Origin of the sequence: Chishuiella changwenlii (genome assembly GCF_900142565.1) — a bacterium.
Classification (GTDB): Bacteria; Bacteroidota; Bacteroidia; order Flavobacteriales; family Weeksellaceae; genus Empedobacter; species Empedobacter changwenlii.
Genome location: NZ_FRBH01000002.1, coordinates 291,826 through 308,142, shown reverse-complemented (window position 1 = coordinate 308,142; position 16,317 = coordinate 291,826). Strand labels below are relative to the sequence as shown.

The following is a 16,317-nucleotide window of genomic DNA, read 5'->3' as shown; positions in this document are numbered from 1 at the left end:
TTATGTAATAAAATTAGATTTACTGTCTAAAAATAGTCGTTCCGCTTGCTTGTGCTTTCGGGAAAACTGTAACATCTGCAATCTGTACATGTTCCGGCTGATCTAATAAATATTGTATAGCATTTGCAATATCTTCTGCTACTAATGGCTGAAATCCATTATATACATTTCCTGCAAGACTTTCATCTCCTTTGAAACGTACTAAAGAAAATTCTGTTTCAACTGCTCCTGGAGCAACATTAGAAACTTTTATTCCATAAGGTAATAAATCAAAACGCATACCTTTACTCAAAGATTCAACTGCTGCTTTAGAAGCACAATATGTTGTACCATTTGCATAAACTTCTTTTCCTGCAATAGAAGAAATATTTACAATATGTGCATTAGTCGATTTTTTTAACAATGGAATAATTGCTTTCGAAACATAAATTAATCCTTTAACATTAATATCAATCATCGATTCAAGATCTTCTAAATCTGCAACATCAAAAGGCGCTAATCCATGTGCATTTCCAGCATTATTAATCAAAATATCTATTGTTTTCCAATCTTCCTCAAGATTATCAATTGCATTAAAAACAGCTTGCTTATCCCTCACATCAAACTGAATCGTTTTAACTTCCGTTAATTGACTTAATTCTTGCTGAAGTTCATCTAAACGTTCTTGACGTCTTCCACATAAAATTAAACGATAATTTGAGGCCAAACTTTTTGCTGTAGCCATTCCAATTCCAGATGTAGCTCCAGTGATAAAAACTGTTCTTTTCATTTCTTTTAAATAATTAGTAATGCTTTTTTAAGCCCATCTAAGATACAAGCTAAAAAGAAATTAAAAAATGATTTGTCTTGTTTTCGTACGACATTTTCTACTTTCTCATTTTTTACATCTCCCCTAGAATCTTTTTTAACCGCTGCATTTCCTATTGCAGATAAAAATTTTCTTTTGGTTCCGTCTTCTCTTAAAACATTAACTTTTAAGTTATTGTAATAAATTCCGAAATCTCCACTAGCATCAATATCATTTCCATTAAAATTAAATAGTATTTTATTTAAATCACCTTCAGCAGAAACCTTTAAATAGGGCTTTAAGAAAGGATCAAGATTCTTAGCTGTAAGATTTTCTATGGAACCTTTTATATTAAATTTCTCAGAAGTATTCATCGGATTAAAAGTCCATTTTGTTTTTAAATCTCCTGTCATAAATTCTGAATTCCAATCTACAACAACATCAGGTAATGTTTTTTTCTGATAGCCCGAATTAACATTGTAAACAGTAGTATTTACTTTGGTAAACGACAAAGTTCCTGCGCCTACACTTTTTTCTGTTTCTTCGGCATAAGCTAATTTAGAATTAACAAGCATTAAACGTTTTACTTCTAAACCAAATTTTAGATTCCTTAATTTCTCTGAAAACAATGTCTTTTTACTTAAATCATTCGGTGGAACAAGGCTTCTATAAATTACGGCATCTGCTTCATTTAATTTTACAAGGTTAGATTTAAAGAATGGTTTTTTATTCGGTAAGAATCCCCATTTAATATCATCTACAGCAATTTGATTAACTGTTACATGAAATAAATCGGCTTGTTTTTTTAATGATGCTGTATATTCTTTTCGAGAAATTTTTGGAATGAACTTTAATTTATTCAATACAAATTTTCCATTTTTATAATAAAAATCCGATGTATTTAATTGATATACTTTTCCTAAATCATAATCTAAACCAGATGATTTTAAGTAAATAGATTCGTAATGAAATGGAACATTTTCATTTAATGTATTAGGATTTATCTTTAATTTTTGAAGATTAAAGTCAATATTTTTCACATACAAATTTGGTTTGTTTGCCTGAAATGGAATAATAGCCAACTGCCCGTTTACTAATCGAATATTATTTACTTCTATAAAATCATTAAAACCTTTCTTTTCTTTTTTAACTGGTTTATTTTCCGATTCAGCATTTCCATGTATTGTAAATTCTGGATTTTTAAGAATCATATCTTTTGCATATAATTTCTTACCATAAACATTTACTAAACCTAAAACTGTTAAATCTACATTTTTAAAATCAAATTTCTTATCTGCTAATAAGTGAGAATTTTTTATTTGAATCGTATCAACTACTAAATTGAAATTGATTAAAAATTTATTCTTAATTTCTTTTTCTATGACTGACTGTTTATTCTTCTGATCGATAATTTTTACATCAACTTTATCTAGCTTAATAGAGTTCGTATGAAAATAAAATTCACCATTTCTTTTCCCCCAACTGTTATTATTTAAAGTTAAAAGTGGTGCTTCAACATCTAGTAAAGTGTTCGATTTTGTGTATCGATTATTAAATTGATTTTTTGAAATAAAAGGTTTCATTTTAAAGTTTTTCAATACAACTTTCTTTTCAGTTAAATCGAAATCAGAAGCCGTTAAAATATGCATCTCATTCAATCTGTAGTACATCGAATCTAATTTTAATCGGAAAGTTTTATAATCGATCGGAATTTCATTTGTTCGTGTTAACTCGTTCATACGAATTCCTTCTATAGATAAGTCTACATTATTAACAGCATATTTTACCGTTCTCGCATTAGAGAATAATGCTTTAATTTTTCCATTATCTATCTTAAACTTTTTAATGTTTATTAAATCTGCATCATCAGTTTTTAACTGTATTTTTTTTGTTTCTGTTTTATTGGCTGGTTTTGCAGTAATAATTGTAATTCGTGGTTTTTTAAACTGAATTAAATCTGTTTCAAAAAACAATTTATCTTCATTTGTAAATCCCCAATCCATTTTTGTTAGAGATAAATAAGGCGACTCTATGTCTAATAAATCTGCTTCGGAATCATTCGGAACATATAGTTTTCCGTTAATCTTTAAAGGTTTCATTGTAAATTTTTCTAACTCGAAAGTATCCATGTTTAGTTTTACCTTTTTAGCTCTTAAAATTTGTTTATCCTTAATTACAAAGAACATAGAATCTAGCTTTATCTCAAAATCAGCATAACCAAATGGGATTTTTTTATTGACTGTTCTTTCATTAAAGCGAACTCCTTTAAAATTGATATCGAAATTAGAAACATTGGCTAAATGCCTTTTACCAGCAGGAGAATACAAATTAAATTCTCCATTATTGATATTTAAATTGGATACATTAAAACGATCTCCTACTTTAATCTCACGTTTCTTTTCTTTTATAGAGTCTTTTGTATCTTTAAGATAATAATTTACAAGAGGATCATTAATATTAATTGAATAAGCTGAAACTTCTTTTTGAACAATTAGCTTTATAAAATTTATTCCAACAATATTAATTTCATTTACTTTTCCTGTAAACTTTATAGAATCATTAATTGAAGTTGAATCTTTTGGAGAAACTTCTACATTTTTTAATGATAAAGAGGAATTGAAAATAGAGAAGTTTAAATTTTCATAACTTAAATTGTAAGCTGTGTCATTTTTTTCCGCAATTATTTTAGGTAAACGACTATTTAAAAAATAAGTTATATAAAAACTTAAAATAAAAAGTATTCCAATAATACTAAGCAATATAATACTTGCTCTTTTTACCAATTTGTTCTTAATCATCGATGTTATTATAATGTAATTAAAAAGACAAATATTGTGCCTTAAAAAATGTTAATTATTGAATTATAACAATACAATTTTTTACACTTTTTTTTATAAATACAATTTAAAAAAATATCACAACAAACTGATGTTTATTGTGATATAAATTATAAATACATATAAATTTTGAGGTTATTAAAAATCTAATAACTATTCATTTATATCGTAAATTTCTTTTATGTTTTCTAAAATAGAATCGAAATCTAATTTTAGGTCAATTAATTTTCCTGTAAATAAATCGAAAACCCAACCATGAACCTCCAATCCATTTTCCATTGCACGTTGTACAAAAGGATTTTTAACAACGTTTACACATTGTTCTTGCACATTAAGTTCTACTAAACGATTGTAACGCATTCCTTCATTTTCAATAGCATTTAACTCATCAGAATGTAAGCGGTAAACGTCTCGTATATTTCTTAACCAAGGATTCATAATTCCTAAGTCTTTCGGAACCATTGCAGCTTTAATACCACCACAATTATAATGTCCACAAACAATAATATGCTTTACTTTTAAATGATCTACAGCATAATTTAAAACTGATGTTGTATTAAGGTCAATTCCAACAACCATATTTGCAATATTTCTGTGTACAAATACTTCTCCTGGTTCTGCTCCTAATAACTCTTCTGCTGTAACGCGACTATCCGAACAACCAATGTACAATACTTCTGGAGTTTGACCAGATGATAAATTATCAAAATATGCTTCGTTTTGATTTAAACGCATATTAATCCACTCCTGATTGTGTTCAAAAACTTTTTCTAAATTCATAATTTTCTATATTACATCTTGTACCTCTGGATGTTTACCGATATAAACACTTACATAACTACAAAATGGGATAATTTTTAAATTTTCTTTTCTGGCATAATTTACAGCTTCTAAAACTAATTTCTCTGCTAAGCCCTGCCCTCTTAATTCTGGATTAACCCCAGTATGATTAATAATCATTTGTTCTTCTTTTAACATAAAAGTTAATTCTCCAACAGCATTATCATCATCATTAAGCAGTTCAAAAACACCATTCTTACCGTTTAATTTCAGTTCAATTTTCATAAATGTTATTTTAGAAATATAGTACGACAAATATCTGACCAAAATTTTGTCTACAACAAACTGTTAATTCAATACAAATTTAAGTCAGGTAAAATTCTTTATAAAATAAAAATATAATTAAATTACCTAATAGAGGCAAAAATCGTTTGTAGTTGATTTTCAATAACAAAACATAGCATAATATATTTAATGTATAACTTTCTGCGTTTTTACTTGATTATTTTATACATTTGTTAGATATTTTAAGGAAATATTCTTCATATGAAATTTATTGTATCGAGCAACACGTTATTAAAAAATGTTAACTTAATAGGTGGAGTAATTAACTCTAACAACACATTACCAATTCTTGATAATTTTTTATTCGAATTGGATGGAAATCAATTAACAATTACAGGTTCTGATTTAGAAACTACAATTTCAACAACTTTAGAAGTTGAATCTAACGATAATGGAAAAATTGCAATTCCATCTAAAATCTTAACAGATACCTTAAAAACTTTTCCAGCACAACCACTTACTTTTATACAAAAAGAAGGAAATACATTGGAAATTGTCTCGGAACAAGGAAATTATCAATTAGCATTTGAAGATGCCAACGAATATCCACAAACACCAGATATTGAAGATGCTAGCTCTACAACAATTGGTGCAAATGTATTATCTGAAGCTATTGTAAAAACAATTTTTGCAACAGGAAATGACGAATTACGTCCAATAATGACTGGAGTATTCTTCCAAGCAAATGCAGATGTTTTTAGATTTGTTGCAACAGATGCACATCGTTTAGTAAAATATACACGCAACGGATTAGAAGATCTACAGACGGCGGAATATATTATGCCTAAAAAACCTCTTAACTTACTTAAGAATATTTTAGGTGGAAATAATGACGATGTAACAATTGAATATAACAATACAAATACACGTTTTTCTTTTCAAAATATCGTTTTAACATGTCGTTTAATTGATGGAAAATATCCTAATTATGAGGCTGTAATCCCTAAAGAAAATCCGAATGTTTTAACTATTAATAGAAATTTATTTTTAACTTCATTAAAACGTGTCGCTATTTTCTCTAACAAAACAACTAATCAAGCTCGATTGAAATTAGTTGGAAATTCATTAACAATTTCAGCAGAAGATATCGATTTTGCAAATAAGGCAGAAGAAAGACTTCCTTGTGATTACAATGGAACAGATTTACAAATCGGTTTCAATTCTCGTTTTTTAATTGAAATGTTAAACAACTTACAATCAGAAGAAATAACATTAGAAATGTCTGAACCAAATCGTGCTGGAATTATAAAACCAGTTGACGGTTTAGAAGAAGGTGAAGAAATCTTAATGTTAGTAATGCCTGTTATGCTAAATGCATAATTAATAACAGAATACATCTATTTATTATAAAATAAAATGAAAATTTCATATAACTGGCTAAAAACCTATATTGATACAAATATTTCTCTTGAAGAAATTTCTGCAACTTTAACAAGTACAGGATTAGAAGTTGAAGGTGTAGAACAAATAGGTGGAGCTAAAAAGTATTTAGACACAGTTGTAGTTGGTAAAGTATTATCAGCTGTTCCACATCCAAATGCTGATAAATTAAAAGTTACTAAAATAGATTTAGGAGACGGAAAAGAAACACAAATTGTTTGTGGCGCTCCTAATGTAGCAGAAGGACAAAATGTTCCTGTTGCTACTGTTGGTACAATATTACCTTCTACAGAAGGAGAATTTAAAATAAAAAAAGCAAAAATTCGTGGAGAGGAATCTTTCGGAATGATTTGCTCGGAAGTTGAATTAGGAATTGGAACTGACCATTCTGGAATTTTAGTTTTATCTGATGATTTAAAACCAGGAACTCCTACTTCTCAACTTTTCGGAAACGACGAAATAGATCACGAAATAGAAATTGGTTTAACGCCAAACCGTGCAGATGCAATGTCTCATTTTGGTGTTGCTAGAGATTTATATGCAGCCTTAAAAACACGTAATATTGATGCTACATTCAAAAATTACGATGTTTCAAATTATCCAACTTCAGATTTCGGAAAAAATCCTATCTCTATAGAAGTAAAAGATACAGAAGCTGCACCAAGATATGCTGGGGTTTATTTAAAAAATATTAAAGTTAAAGAATCTCCAGATTGGTTAAAAAATCGTTTAAAAGTAATTGGTTTATCTCCTATTAATAATGTGGTAGATATTACAAATTATATTTTACACGATTTAGGACAACCTTTACATGCTTTTGATGCTGATAAAATTGAAGGAAATAAAGTTATCGTTCAGAAATTAGCAGAAGGAACAAAATTTACAACATTAGATGGTGTTGAAAGAGAGTTGAAAGGGCACGAGTTAATGATTTGTGACGAAAATAAACCGATGTGTATCGCAGGAGTTTTCGGAGGTCAGTATTCTGGTGTTTCAGATGCTACGACAAACATTTTCTTAGAAGCTGCTTATTTTGAACCTGTAACAATTCGTAAAGGTGCAAAAACGCATGCATTAAATACAGATGCTTCTTTCCGTTTTGAAAGAGGAATAGATCCTAATACTACAGTAGATGCTTTGAAAAAAGCTGTTTTAATGTTAGTAGAAATTGCTGGTGCTGAAATTGCTTCAAATATCGAAGATGTTTATCCTAATCCTATTCAGAATTTTAATGTAAAATTACGTTTAAAAAAGGTTATTGAATTATTAGGAGTAGAAATCGCTGAAGATAAAATAAAAGCTATTTTAGAAAACTTAGAAATTAAAATATTATCTGAAAATGATGGTGTTTTAGATTTAGAAGTTCCGGCATATAGAGTTGATGTACAACGTGACGTTGATTTAATAGAAGATATTTTAAGAATTTATGGATACGATAATATCGAAATCCCTTCTAAATTCTCTTTCTCATATATTCCAAATCAAAAAGTTAGTCCAGATAAAATTGAAGATTTTATTGCTCGTCAATTAACTTCTTTTGGTTTTAATGAAGCAATGAACAACTCTTTAACTAAGAGAGAATACCAAGAAATATTCTTTTATCCAGAAGGAGAAAGCGTTGCAATGTTAAACCCACTTTCTGCTGATTTAGCAGTTATGCGTCGTACATTGTTAAATGGTTTATTGGAAAATGTTGCATTCAACGTAAACAGAAGAAACACTGATGTTAAACTATTTGAATTTGGTAAAATTTACCGTAAATTCAACGAAGTATACGAAGAGAAAAAATGTTTAGGAATTGTTCTTTCAGGAAACTTTAATAACGAATCTTGGACAGGAAACATTCGTAAAGCATCTTTTAGTGATTTGAAAGGTTTAGTAAAACAAATTTTTGTTAGATTAAATATTCATGTAACAGATGAATTAGCTGCAAAAGATGATAACTTCTTAGATGGAATAGAATTTATTTCTGGAAATAAATCTTTAGGAAAACTAGGAATCATCTCTAAAAAGTTAGCTAAGGCATTAGGTGTAAATCAAGATACATTCTTTGCGCAATTAGATTGGGATACTATCGTTAAATTAGCAAATAAGAACGATCTTAAATATAAAGAGATTTCTAAATTCCCAGGTTCACGCCGTGATTTAGCTTTATTACTAGATTCTACTGTAAAATATGAGGATTTATACAAAGCAACAAAAGAAGTAAAATCTAATTTGTTGAAAGGTGTAAATTTATTTGATGTTTACGAAGGAGATAAATTACCAGTGGGTAAAAAATCATACGCGTTGAGTTTTGTTATACAAGATGAAAATAAAACATTAAGTGATCAAGAAATTGATCAATTAATGAATAAATTAATTAAATTGTATCAAGATAAATTTAGTGCCGAATTAAGATAAAATATTTTTAATTATGAAGATTTCAACTATTTTTTGCGCAACACTTTTAGCAACTTTTGTAGCAACATCATGTTCTACAAATACTAATACAGCTAAACTTAAAGCTAAACCAGAAGTATCTATTTCTAATCAAGAATGGTTTTTGGTTGGCGATAATAATACTGTAAAGGGATTATATGATAAAAATATATCTATGGTTATAGATGAAAGTGCCTCAAAAGTTAGTGGATTTTCTGGTTGTAATAATTTTAATGCAACAATCGCGAAAACAAACGGAACTATTACTTTTGGAAATTTTTCTGAAACAAAAATGGCTTGTCCAAATTTAAAAGCTGAGCAAGATTTTTTATCAGTTCTTAAGAATGTTAACCGCTATGAAATTGCAGGTAAAGAGTTATATCTTTATAAAGGAAACATTTTATTAATGAAATTAAAGACTACATAGTCTTCAAAAATAATCTTTAAAAGCTCCAAATTTTGGAGCTTTTTTTATATAAAAAGAGCCGTTACATAATGCAACGGCTAAAACAAAAATAAAATCTCCGATATGAAATTTATTTTTTCATAATTTTCATATTAGTTTCTTTTCCATTTACAGTTTCAACAGACACTAAGTATACTGCTGGTTTTAAATGAGAAATATTAATTAGGTTTTGATTCGACGTCAAAACTATTTGACCATTCAAATTAAAGACTTTTACTTGCTTAATCTTTACAGAAGAAACAATCTTTAGTTCATTTTGGTTAAGTGCGGCTTCTACCTTTTGAGTATCTTTTATTAAATCGTTTGTATTTAATGTAGCAGTCTTATTAACACATCTTACAGAATAACCAAAGCTCTTAGCATCTCCTCCAAATCCAGTTGTACTAGATGTTGCGGCACCTAAATAAACATAACGGTAAAAATTAGGATTCTTACTCGCCGTTTTTGTCCAAATGTATGCTCTAGCTCCAACAAAACTCCAACCTAAATCTTTTCTAGATCCTGCTCCAGCTATTTTTAGATTACTTTTAAATCCTCTATCTATTCCTCTTGTAACATTATCTGGCTTAGGAAATATTAATTCCTTTTGCATAACATTATCCCAATCCATTTCCGATGGCATTTCCCAATCATTACCAATTGCTTTACAAGGATCCATTCCATTGTGCTCCGTTACTTCTGAAAGACTCTTTGCAGACCAATCATCATTTTGCATAGGATTAGCAAACCAACCTTCATAATTTGCAGACCAAGGAGTTCCTCCTCCAACATAAAATAATGGACTACCATTACCTAATCCCAAAGGGTTATTAGGAGTTGGGTAAACATCTGTAGTTTCAGAATCTTTTAATTGATGTCCATCATCCCAACGTCCATATTGAAAATAATCTCCAAATGATAGCTCATCTCCAATACTAGTTGCTACTTGAGAGCTTCCTAAGTTTTGTTGCAACCATTCATTTCCATCGGCTGCTCTAACAGTTTTATATGTTACATTATTTCCTTGGTATGTAAACGTTACTAGACCAGTATCTCCTACTGTATTTCCAGCTGTTTGCTTTTCTTGAGCATTAAGTATTACTACGCTAAATAAAGCGACAAGAAGTAAAGTTTTTTTATACATGTGTTAATTTTATTTTGCAAATATATTTATTTAGACTAATTAAATATAATATATTTAAAAAAATATAAAACTTTAACAATTGGATATCTCATTCATCTATACGTTTTCTAAATAAAAAAAGCAGTTACCAAAAATGATAACTGCTCTATATCTTAGAATTTTAAATTCTGTTTATAATTTAGTTGAAGTCATGTATTCTTCAACTTCTTCGGCTTTTGCTTCTTCAGCTTCATCTTTTAGAACACGTTTAGCAACTTTACCTACTGTTAAACCTTGTACAACAATAGAAAATAAAACGACGATATAAGTAATTTCTAATAGTAATTCTTTCCATTCCGAGTTCGGCATAGATAAAACTAGAGCAATTGAAACTCCACCTCTAATACCTCCCCAAACTAACATAATAAGAGATCCTCTAGAGAATGTACTTCTACGTAAAATTGTTCTGGCTGGTATTACAATCGATAAACAACGAGCAAGCAGAACTACAAAAATAGTAACAACTCCTAATAAAATTTGTCTAAAAATATCGTCTATAAGTAACAATTCAAATCCAATAAATAAGAATAAAACAGCGTTCATAATCTCATCTATCAACTCCCAAAATTTATTTAAATAATCTTTTGTTGTTTCAGACATCGCAACTTTTTGTCCATAGTTACCTATTATTAAACCTGCTATAACCATTGCTAAAGGACTAGAAACATGTAGTTCTTTTGCTATTAAGAATCCTCCCATTACAATAGATAAAGTAATTAATGCAGATACTTTATAATCGTCTATTTTCTTTAATGCTTTAGAAGCAGAGAAACCTAATACTAATCCTAATAAAACTCCACCTCCAGCTTCTTCTAAAAATAATAAAGAAATAGATTGCCAAGAAACTTCAAAATTGGTATTGGTAGCAACTTGTAAAACAACAGCAAACATTACAACGGCAACACCATCATTAAACAATGATTCACCTGTAATTTTAGTTTCTATTAATTTCGGAACTTTTGCTTGTTTTAAGATTCCTAAAACGACGATAGGATCTGTTGGGGATATTAATGTACCAAACAGTAAACAATAAATATATGGTATTTGAATACCAAAGAAAGGCGCAATATAATGTAAAATAGATGCAATTATAAAGGCAGATATAACAACAGAAATTGTTGCATAAGTACCAATTGTCCAACGAAGATTTTTAAGATCGGAAATGTTTACATGTAATGCTCCTGCAAAAAGCAGAAAATTTAACATCGCACCCATTAATATTTCATTAAAATCTAAACTATTAAAAAGTTGTAAAAACTCGCTACTAACGCTAGGAAAAAAAACGCTACCTACTACACGGATAATTACCGATACAAGCATCGCAATAATCATGATTCCGATTGTTCCAGGAAGTTTTAAAAACCGCAGGTTTGCATATGAAAATATTGCCGCAAGTACAATTAAGGCAGAAAAAGAATAATATAGTTCCATTTATGTTGATTAAAAATTTCCCGAAAAGGTACGAAAAAAGGAGCACTTAGCAGTACTCCTTTCTATATAAAACTGATGTTTTATTAAATTAGTTTTTTGGTGCTTGCCCAATTAAATCCATAAATTGATCTAATTTAGGTAAGATAATAATTTGTGTACGACGGTTTGCTGATTTTCCATCTGCAGTACCATTTGTAGTTAATGGATTGTATTCTCCACGTCCACCTGCTGTCATACGCTTAGGATTAACTCCGTATTGATTTTGTAAAGATTGTACAACTGAAGAAGCTCTTAAAGCAGATAAATCCCAGTTATTACGGATGTTTGGTTTAGAAATTGGCACATTATCTGTGTTACCTTCAATTAATACATCGTAATCTTTATAATCATTAATAATTTTTGCAATCTTACTTAACGTTTCTCCTGCTGCTGGTGAAATTTCGTAGCTACCAGATTTGTATAACATGTTATCAGCTAAAGAAATGTATACTACTCCTTTCAATACTTTTACATCTACATCTTGTGCTTCGCTACTAGATAAAGAACGAGTTAAGTTGTTTGTTAAAACCATATTTAAACTATCTGATTTGCTTTTTGCATTAACCAAATGTTTAATATACTTATTAGACTCGTTGATTTCTTTTACTAACTCAGAAACATTTTTAGAACCACCGTTGATACAGTTTTTCAATTGTTCTTGTAAAGCTTTAATTTGATTTCTCTCGCTTTGAACTGTATTTTCGAACTGACCTTGGTTGTTTTCAAAATTTGCTAACTTAGCTTTAGTTACAGCTAATTCTGTTTGACATCCTTGATTCTCAGAATACGTAGAATTAAATTTAGTCTGTAATTCATCATATTTCTTTTGACTAACACAGCTAAATAATGTCGAAGCAGCGATTACCGCTACTGGTAAAATTGAAACTTTCATAATTATTTTTTTATTTCAGTTATACGAATATATGTTATTATTTTATATTGAACCTAAAAATATTCAAAAACCGTGCTACAAAACCAAGAAACTAAAAGTTAGCGAGATAAATAACTATTCTTATTATTAAATAAAGAAGTTATTATAACTATTCTACAATAGAATTATACTTCTTTTTTAGGCTATCATTATTCTTTCTTTGTTGCTGAATTTGTAACGATAATTGAGAAATCTTAGTATCCAAAATTTTATCATTTTCTTCTGCTGATTGGATCTTAGTATTTAAATTGCTTACTTTACTTTCTATTGAATTTAAACTATTCTCTATCTTCAATTTCTTCTTCATTAATTTATCTACAGTTTTATCATCAGCAGTTCGTTCTAATTGATTAGTAACTAATTCTAATTTAGCTGTTAGTTCTTGTTTTTGACTTTCTAATTTTAATAACGAATTACTATCTTTAAGATAAGACTTTATAGATGCACCCTTTTTCATTTGTGCATCTGCATTATCTTTTGTTAAACGAATTAAACCTTCGTTTGCTAATTTTAATTCGTTTCTAACGCAAGCTTGTTTTGTTTGTATAGACAAATCATGTAGACTAGCATAAATTTTATCAAATTCTAGTGAATTCTGATTAAATGTCATTCCATTTTGATCTGTCAACGTGTTGATAATTGTTGTTTTTCCATTCTCTTCTTCAACTACGCTAATTATGGATTTATAAACATCTTGCGAATTTTTAAATTGAATATTACTTGCTTCGTGCTTTTTTAGAAAACTAGAAGAGCCTTCTTTATTAGATACCCAATTCTCCCAAGACTTATAAATTGTAGCTGGTTGACAGTTTTCTGTAGTAAATGCAAATGATTTAAGATCTTGACCATTCAACTCATACTCTACTTCAAACAAACCTTCCTCTACTTGTGCATTCACAAAAGAAGATAAAACTATAGTGGCTAATAATATATTTTTCATCGCTCTACATTCACTTATTAAATCCACAACAATGTAATAAAATCTAAGAGTTTATAAAAGGTCTTGTACAGATTTTTTTTATTGGTTATTTTTATCCTAAATTTAATCAAAACAATGCAAACAAAAATCTTATTAATTTATACAGGAGGAACAATTGGAATGGCAAAGGATTATGGAGATCAATCTCTTAAACCATTTAATTTTGATAATCTTCTAAAACAAATTCCTGAATTAAATTTATTAGATTGTTCTTTTGATTATTATAGTTTTGAAACACCAATAGATTCTTCTGACATGAAACCTGAATATTGGATTAATATTGCAGAAACAATCGAAAAAAATTACAACGATTATAATGGTTTTGTTGTTTTACATGGAACAGATACGATGGCTTACACTGCCTCGGCATTAAGTTTTATGATTGATAATTTGGACAAGCCTATTATTTTCACAGGATCTCAATTACCAATTGGTGATTTACGCACAGATGCAAAAGAAAATCTTATCACTTCTATACAATTAGCTTCCTTACAAAAAGATAATCGTCCTATTATTAACGAAGTATGCATCTACTTTGAGTATAAATTATTTAGAGCTAATAGAGCTACAAAAATTAATGCTGAAAACTTTGATGCTTTCGAATCTCCAAATTATCCAAAAATAGGTGTATCGGGTGTTCATTTAGAAGTAAAAGAAGATTTATTACTAAAGAAACAATCTTCTAAAACTTTATCTATCAATAAAAATCTGAATGCTGACGTTGGAGTTTTAAAAATTTTCCCTGGAATGAATCGTTCATTTATTGAAAGCGTTTTAAATGCTCCTACAATGAAAGCATTTATTATTGAAGCATTTGGGACAGGAAATATTTTTACAGATCAGTGGTTTATAGATTTATTAAAAGAAAAAGTTGAAAAAGGAATACATCTAATTATCAATACACAATGTGCTGGTGGAATGGTGGAAATAGGAAGATATGCGACAAGTGATGCATTATTGGAAATGGGTGCTATCTCTAGTTTTGATTTAACAATGGAAGCTGCGATAACAAAAGCGATTTATTTATTAGGGCAAAATTTAAATAGAGACGAATTTAGAAAACAATACGAATCTAATTTAAAAGGTGAATTAAGACACCATTTTTATTCTAATTAATAAATTCACATAAAAATTTATATAACAATGGACTTTTACATAAAAGGGTTCATTGTTATTTTTTTACCTTTTTATCCCATATTCTTATTTTTTTCTCAAAGTTTTTCAAAAGTTTTTTCTGACTCGTTTTTATTACATTCTTCCTTTATTGCATATTAACATTTTTATATTTTTTTAAAAGAAGGATTTTAGCTTCAATCCTTGTTATAATCATAATTTACTTTATTTTTTATAAACCCTTTTACCGTTTTTTTAAAAATTAAAATTATAGCATAATTAACATTACTTAAAAGCAAATAAAATAAATAACTAACTAAATATTAACTAGTTAAATCTTTTAGTTTTTAAAATTTATTATTTAGATTAGCTACAAATAATTAACAAAAAAAATATTTATAAAAATTCTACTACTATGAGAAAATTTAAAAACTTGATGTTACAAAATGTAACTATCCACAAAAAACTAAAAAATAATGAAGGTACATCTACCTCTATTAATTTATTATTATCTAAAAAAACATTAAGTAAAGTTGCTTTAACATCTATTCTACTCTTATCTGTTTCATGTGCAAATGATGATAATAGTACGAAAGTTGAAAATCACTCTGAAGAAAGAGAAACTCCTACTAAACCAATGATTAGTGAAAATTTTTCTGACGAAGAAAAAGAATTACTAAAAAAGGGATGGACTTTCGTAAACAATGATATAGACTTATCTACAGTTGAAAATAACTCTAAAAGCCAACAAATTGCAAGAAATCAACAAAGACCAGTTGATTTAACAATAGACCATTTAAAAGATATTGGTTTTAAACCACAATACATGTATGGTAGAACGGAAATTAAAAATATTTTTGCTATAAACGGCACTAGACCGGATGGAGTTAGATTTAATAATAATCTTTGTATAGGAAAATGTGACGACAGAAATACAACTGCTAGGGCTAATGTCACTATATTAACAGGAGAACCAATAGTATATAATCAAAGATCAGTACAAACAAATAATACTGATCTTATCCTTGATGAAACTATAGAAAATGCAGGACGAAGAAATTCTACACATACTTCAAGATATGATTACAAACAAGGTCATAAATCAATATGGAAAAAAGTTGTTTCAGGATCAGTTAAAGTTGCAAGTAAATTTAAAGTTGGAATTCCTCTTTTTGCATCTAAAACATTTAATGTTGATGTAACTGTAGGTGGTCAAACCGAAGATGGAGGTGAAACGTATAATGAATTAACAGTAGGAGGTAGCCACACATTCGAAGTGCCTAGTCAAAGTAAAGTTAATATTAAAGTTTTTTTAGTAAAAGAAAAAATAACAGCTACTTACAAAATCCCTGTTTACTTTAGAGGTGCTACTCAAACAAACTTTCCCTCACCAGCAAACGGTCACTACTTTTGGCGAACAAATATTGATAGAGTTCCAGAATTTATGAATAAAGTGGCTAATATAAAAGAAGAAAGTGGTAGTATAGAAATATTTAATACTGTAAATACTAGAGTTTGGTTGTCTCCTTCAAGCAAATTATAAACATCTTAAATAAATTTAAAACATATTAATCTGTCTCAATTATGAGGCAGATTTTTTTATTAAGTTAAAAATTTAACATTATCATCTGACTATAAATACTTAT

At 28.6% G+C, this 16,317-nt stretch carries 13 protein-coding genes; 5 read left to right on the top strand and 8 right to left on the bottom strand.

All coding sequences use genetic code 11. The features are described from left to right. Positions 1–19: 19 nt before the first annotated feature. The 4 genes from BUA86_RS03080 to BUA86_RS03065 all read right to left on the bottom strand — a co-directional run bounded on the left by BUA86_RS03080 (position 20) and on the right by BUA86_RS03065 (position 4,689). Entirely contained in the window at positions 20–769 is a 750-nt protein-coding gene (locus BUA86_RS03080) for an SDR family NAD(P)-dependent oxidoreductase (RefSeq protein ID WP_072929746.1), read from the bottom strand. A gap of 5 nt (positions 770–774) precedes the next feature. Next, positions 775–3,585, bottom strand: a complete 2,811-nt coding sequence (locus BUA86_RS03075) for a hypothetical protein (RefSeq protein WP_072929744.1) — start codon at positions 3,583–3,585, stop codon at positions 775–777. A 192-nt stretch (positions 3,586–3,777) separates the two neighbouring features. Further along, positions 3,778–4,404 carry a carbonic anhydrase gene (locus tag BUA86_RS03070; protein ID WP_072929742.1) on the bottom strand — a complete coding sequence of 209 codons (627 nt, stop codon included), beginning with the start codon at positions 4,402–4,404 and terminating at the stop codon, positions 3,778–3,780. Positions 4,405–4,410: 6 nt separating this feature from the next. After that, positions 4,411–4,689: a GNAT family N-acetyltransferase gene (locus tag BUA86_RS03065; RefSeq protein ID WP_072929740.1), complete on the bottom strand. Its 279-nt coding sequence runs from the start codon at positions 4,687–4,689 to the stop codon at positions 4,411–4,413. A 261-nt stretch (positions 4,690–4,950) separates the two neighbouring features. On the opposite strand from BUA86_RS03065, the gene dnaN reads away from it, so the two are divergent. From dnaN to BUA86_RS03050, 3 genes are read left to right on the top strand one after another with little or no spacing between them, the layout of a single operon-like run. After that, positions 4,951–6,069 carry a DNA polymerase III subunit beta gene (dnaN, locus tag BUA86_RS03060; protein WP_072929738.1) on the top strand — a complete coding sequence of 373 codons (1,119 nt, stop codon included), beginning with the start codon at positions 4,951–4,953 and terminating at the stop codon, positions 6,067–6,069. Between the two features lie 36 nt (positions 6,070–6,105). After that, entirely contained in the window at positions 6,106–8,532 is a 2,427-nt protein-coding gene (gene pheT, locus BUA86_RS03055) for a phenylalanine--tRNA ligase subunit beta (RefSeq protein WP_072929736.1), read from the top strand. A 13-nt stretch (positions 8,533–8,545) separates the two neighbouring features. Beyond that, the gene (locus tag BUA86_RS03050) at positions 8,546–8,977 is read left to right on the top strand and encodes an META domain-containing protein (protein ID WP_072929734.1); all 432 of its coding nucleotides are present in this window, start codon (positions 8,546–8,548) and stop codon (positions 8,975–8,977) included. A 109-nt stretch (positions 8,978–9,086) separates the two neighbouring features. On the opposite strand, the gene BUA86_RS03045 is transcribed toward BUA86_RS03050, so the two are convergent. From BUA86_RS03045 to BUA86_RS03030, 4 genes are all read right to left on the bottom strand, one after another. Beyond that, a complete protein-coding gene (locus tag BUA86_RS03045; RefSeq protein WP_072929732.1) occupies positions 9,087–10,139 on the bottom strand; it encodes a T9SS type A sorting domain-containing protein in 1,053 nt (350 codons plus the stop codon). Positions 10,140–10,310: 171 nt separating this feature from the next. Then, positions 10,311–11,609, bottom strand: a complete 1,299-nt coding sequence (locus BUA86_RS03040; RefSeq protein WP_072929730.1) for a cation:proton antiporter — start codon at positions 11,607–11,609, stop codon at positions 10,311–10,313. An 88-nt stretch (positions 11,610–11,697) separates the two neighbouring features. Beyond that, positions 11,698–12,540, bottom strand: a complete 843-nt coding sequence (locus tag BUA86_RS03035; protein WP_072929728.1) for an OmpA/MotB family protein — start codon at positions 12,538–12,540, stop codon at positions 11,698–11,700. 148 nt (positions 12,541–12,688) lie between these two features. Next, positions 12,689–13,519 carry a hypothetical protein gene (locus BUA86_RS03030; protein WP_072929726.1) on the bottom strand — a complete coding sequence of 277 codons (831 nt, stop codon included), beginning with the start codon at positions 13,517–13,519 and terminating at the stop codon, positions 12,689–12,691. A gap of 114 nt (positions 13,520–13,633) precedes the next feature. Here BUA86_RS03030 and BUA86_RS03025 point away from each other — a divergent pair, with 114 nt between their 5' ends. Both BUA86_RS03025 and BUA86_RS03020 read left to right on the top strand, forming a co-directional pair. Next, the gene (locus BUA86_RS03025) at positions 13,634–14,674 is read left to right on the top strand and encodes an asparaginase (RefSeq protein WP_072929724.1); all 1,041 of its coding nucleotides are present in this window, start codon (positions 13,634–13,636) and stop codon (positions 14,672–14,674) included. A 412-nt stretch (positions 14,675–15,086) separates the two neighbouring features. Next, on the top strand, positions 15,087–16,214 hold the full coding sequence (locus tag BUA86_RS03020) for a hypothetical protein (protein WP_072929722.1): 1,128 nt from the start codon (positions 15,087–15,089) through the stop codon (positions 16,212–16,214). Positions 16,215–16,317 lie beyond the last annotated feature (103 nt).

What these genes read in the sequence shown, in the direction of transcription:
- pheT (WP_072929736.1), top strand. Translation starts at nt 6,106, where the DNA reads ATGAAAATTTCATATAACTGGCTAAAAACCTATATTGATACAAATATT.
- BUA86_RS03040 (WP_072929730.1), bottom strand. Translation starts at nt 11,609, where the DNA reads ATGGAACTATATTATTCTTTTTCTGCCTTAATTGTACTTGCGGCAATA.
- BUA86_RS03020 (WP_072929722.1), top strand. Translation starts at nt 15,087, where the DNA reads ATGAGAAAATTTAAAAACTTGATGTTACAAAATGTAACTATCCACAAA.
- BUA86_RS03070 (WP_072929742.1), bottom strand. Translation starts at nt 4,404, where the DNA reads ATGAATTTAGAAAAAGTTTTTGAACACAATCAGGAGTGGATTAATATG.
- dnaN (WP_072929738.1), top strand. Translation starts at nt 4,951, where the DNA reads ATGAAATTTATTGTATCGAGCAACACGTTATTAAAAAATGTTAACTTA.
- BUA86_RS03075 (WP_072929744.1), bottom strand. Translation starts at nt 3,585, where the DNA reads ATGATTAAGAACAAATTGGTAAAAAGAGCAAGTATTATATTGCTTAGT.
- BUA86_RS03030 (WP_072929726.1), bottom strand. Translation starts at nt 13,519, where the DNA reads ATGAAAAATATATTATTAGCCACTATAGTTTTATCTTCTTTTGTGAAT.
- BUA86_RS03050 (WP_072929734.1), top strand. Translation starts at nt 8,546, where the DNA reads ATGAAGATTTCAACTATTTTTTGCGCAACACTTTTAGCAACTTTTGTA.
- BUA86_RS03080 (WP_072929746.1), bottom strand. Translation starts at nt 769, where the DNA reads ATGAAAAGAACAGTTTTTATCACTGGAGCTACATCTGGAATTGGAATG.
- BUA86_RS03045 (WP_072929732.1), bottom strand. Translation starts at nt 10,139, where the DNA reads ATGTATAAAAAAACTTTACTTCTTGTCGCTTTATTTAGCGTAGTAATA.
- BUA86_RS03065 (WP_072929740.1), bottom strand. Translation starts at nt 4,689, where the DNA reads ATGAAAATTGAACTGAAATTAAACGGTAAGAATGGTGTTTTTGAACTG.
- BUA86_RS03025 (WP_072929724.1), top strand. Translation starts at nt 13,634, where the DNA reads ATGCAAACAAAAATCTTATTAATTTATACAGGAGGAACAATTGGAATG.
- BUA86_RS03035 (WP_072929728.1), bottom strand. Translation starts at nt 12,540, where the DNA reads ATGAAAGTTTCAATTTTACCAGTAGCGGTAATCGCTGCTTCGACATTA.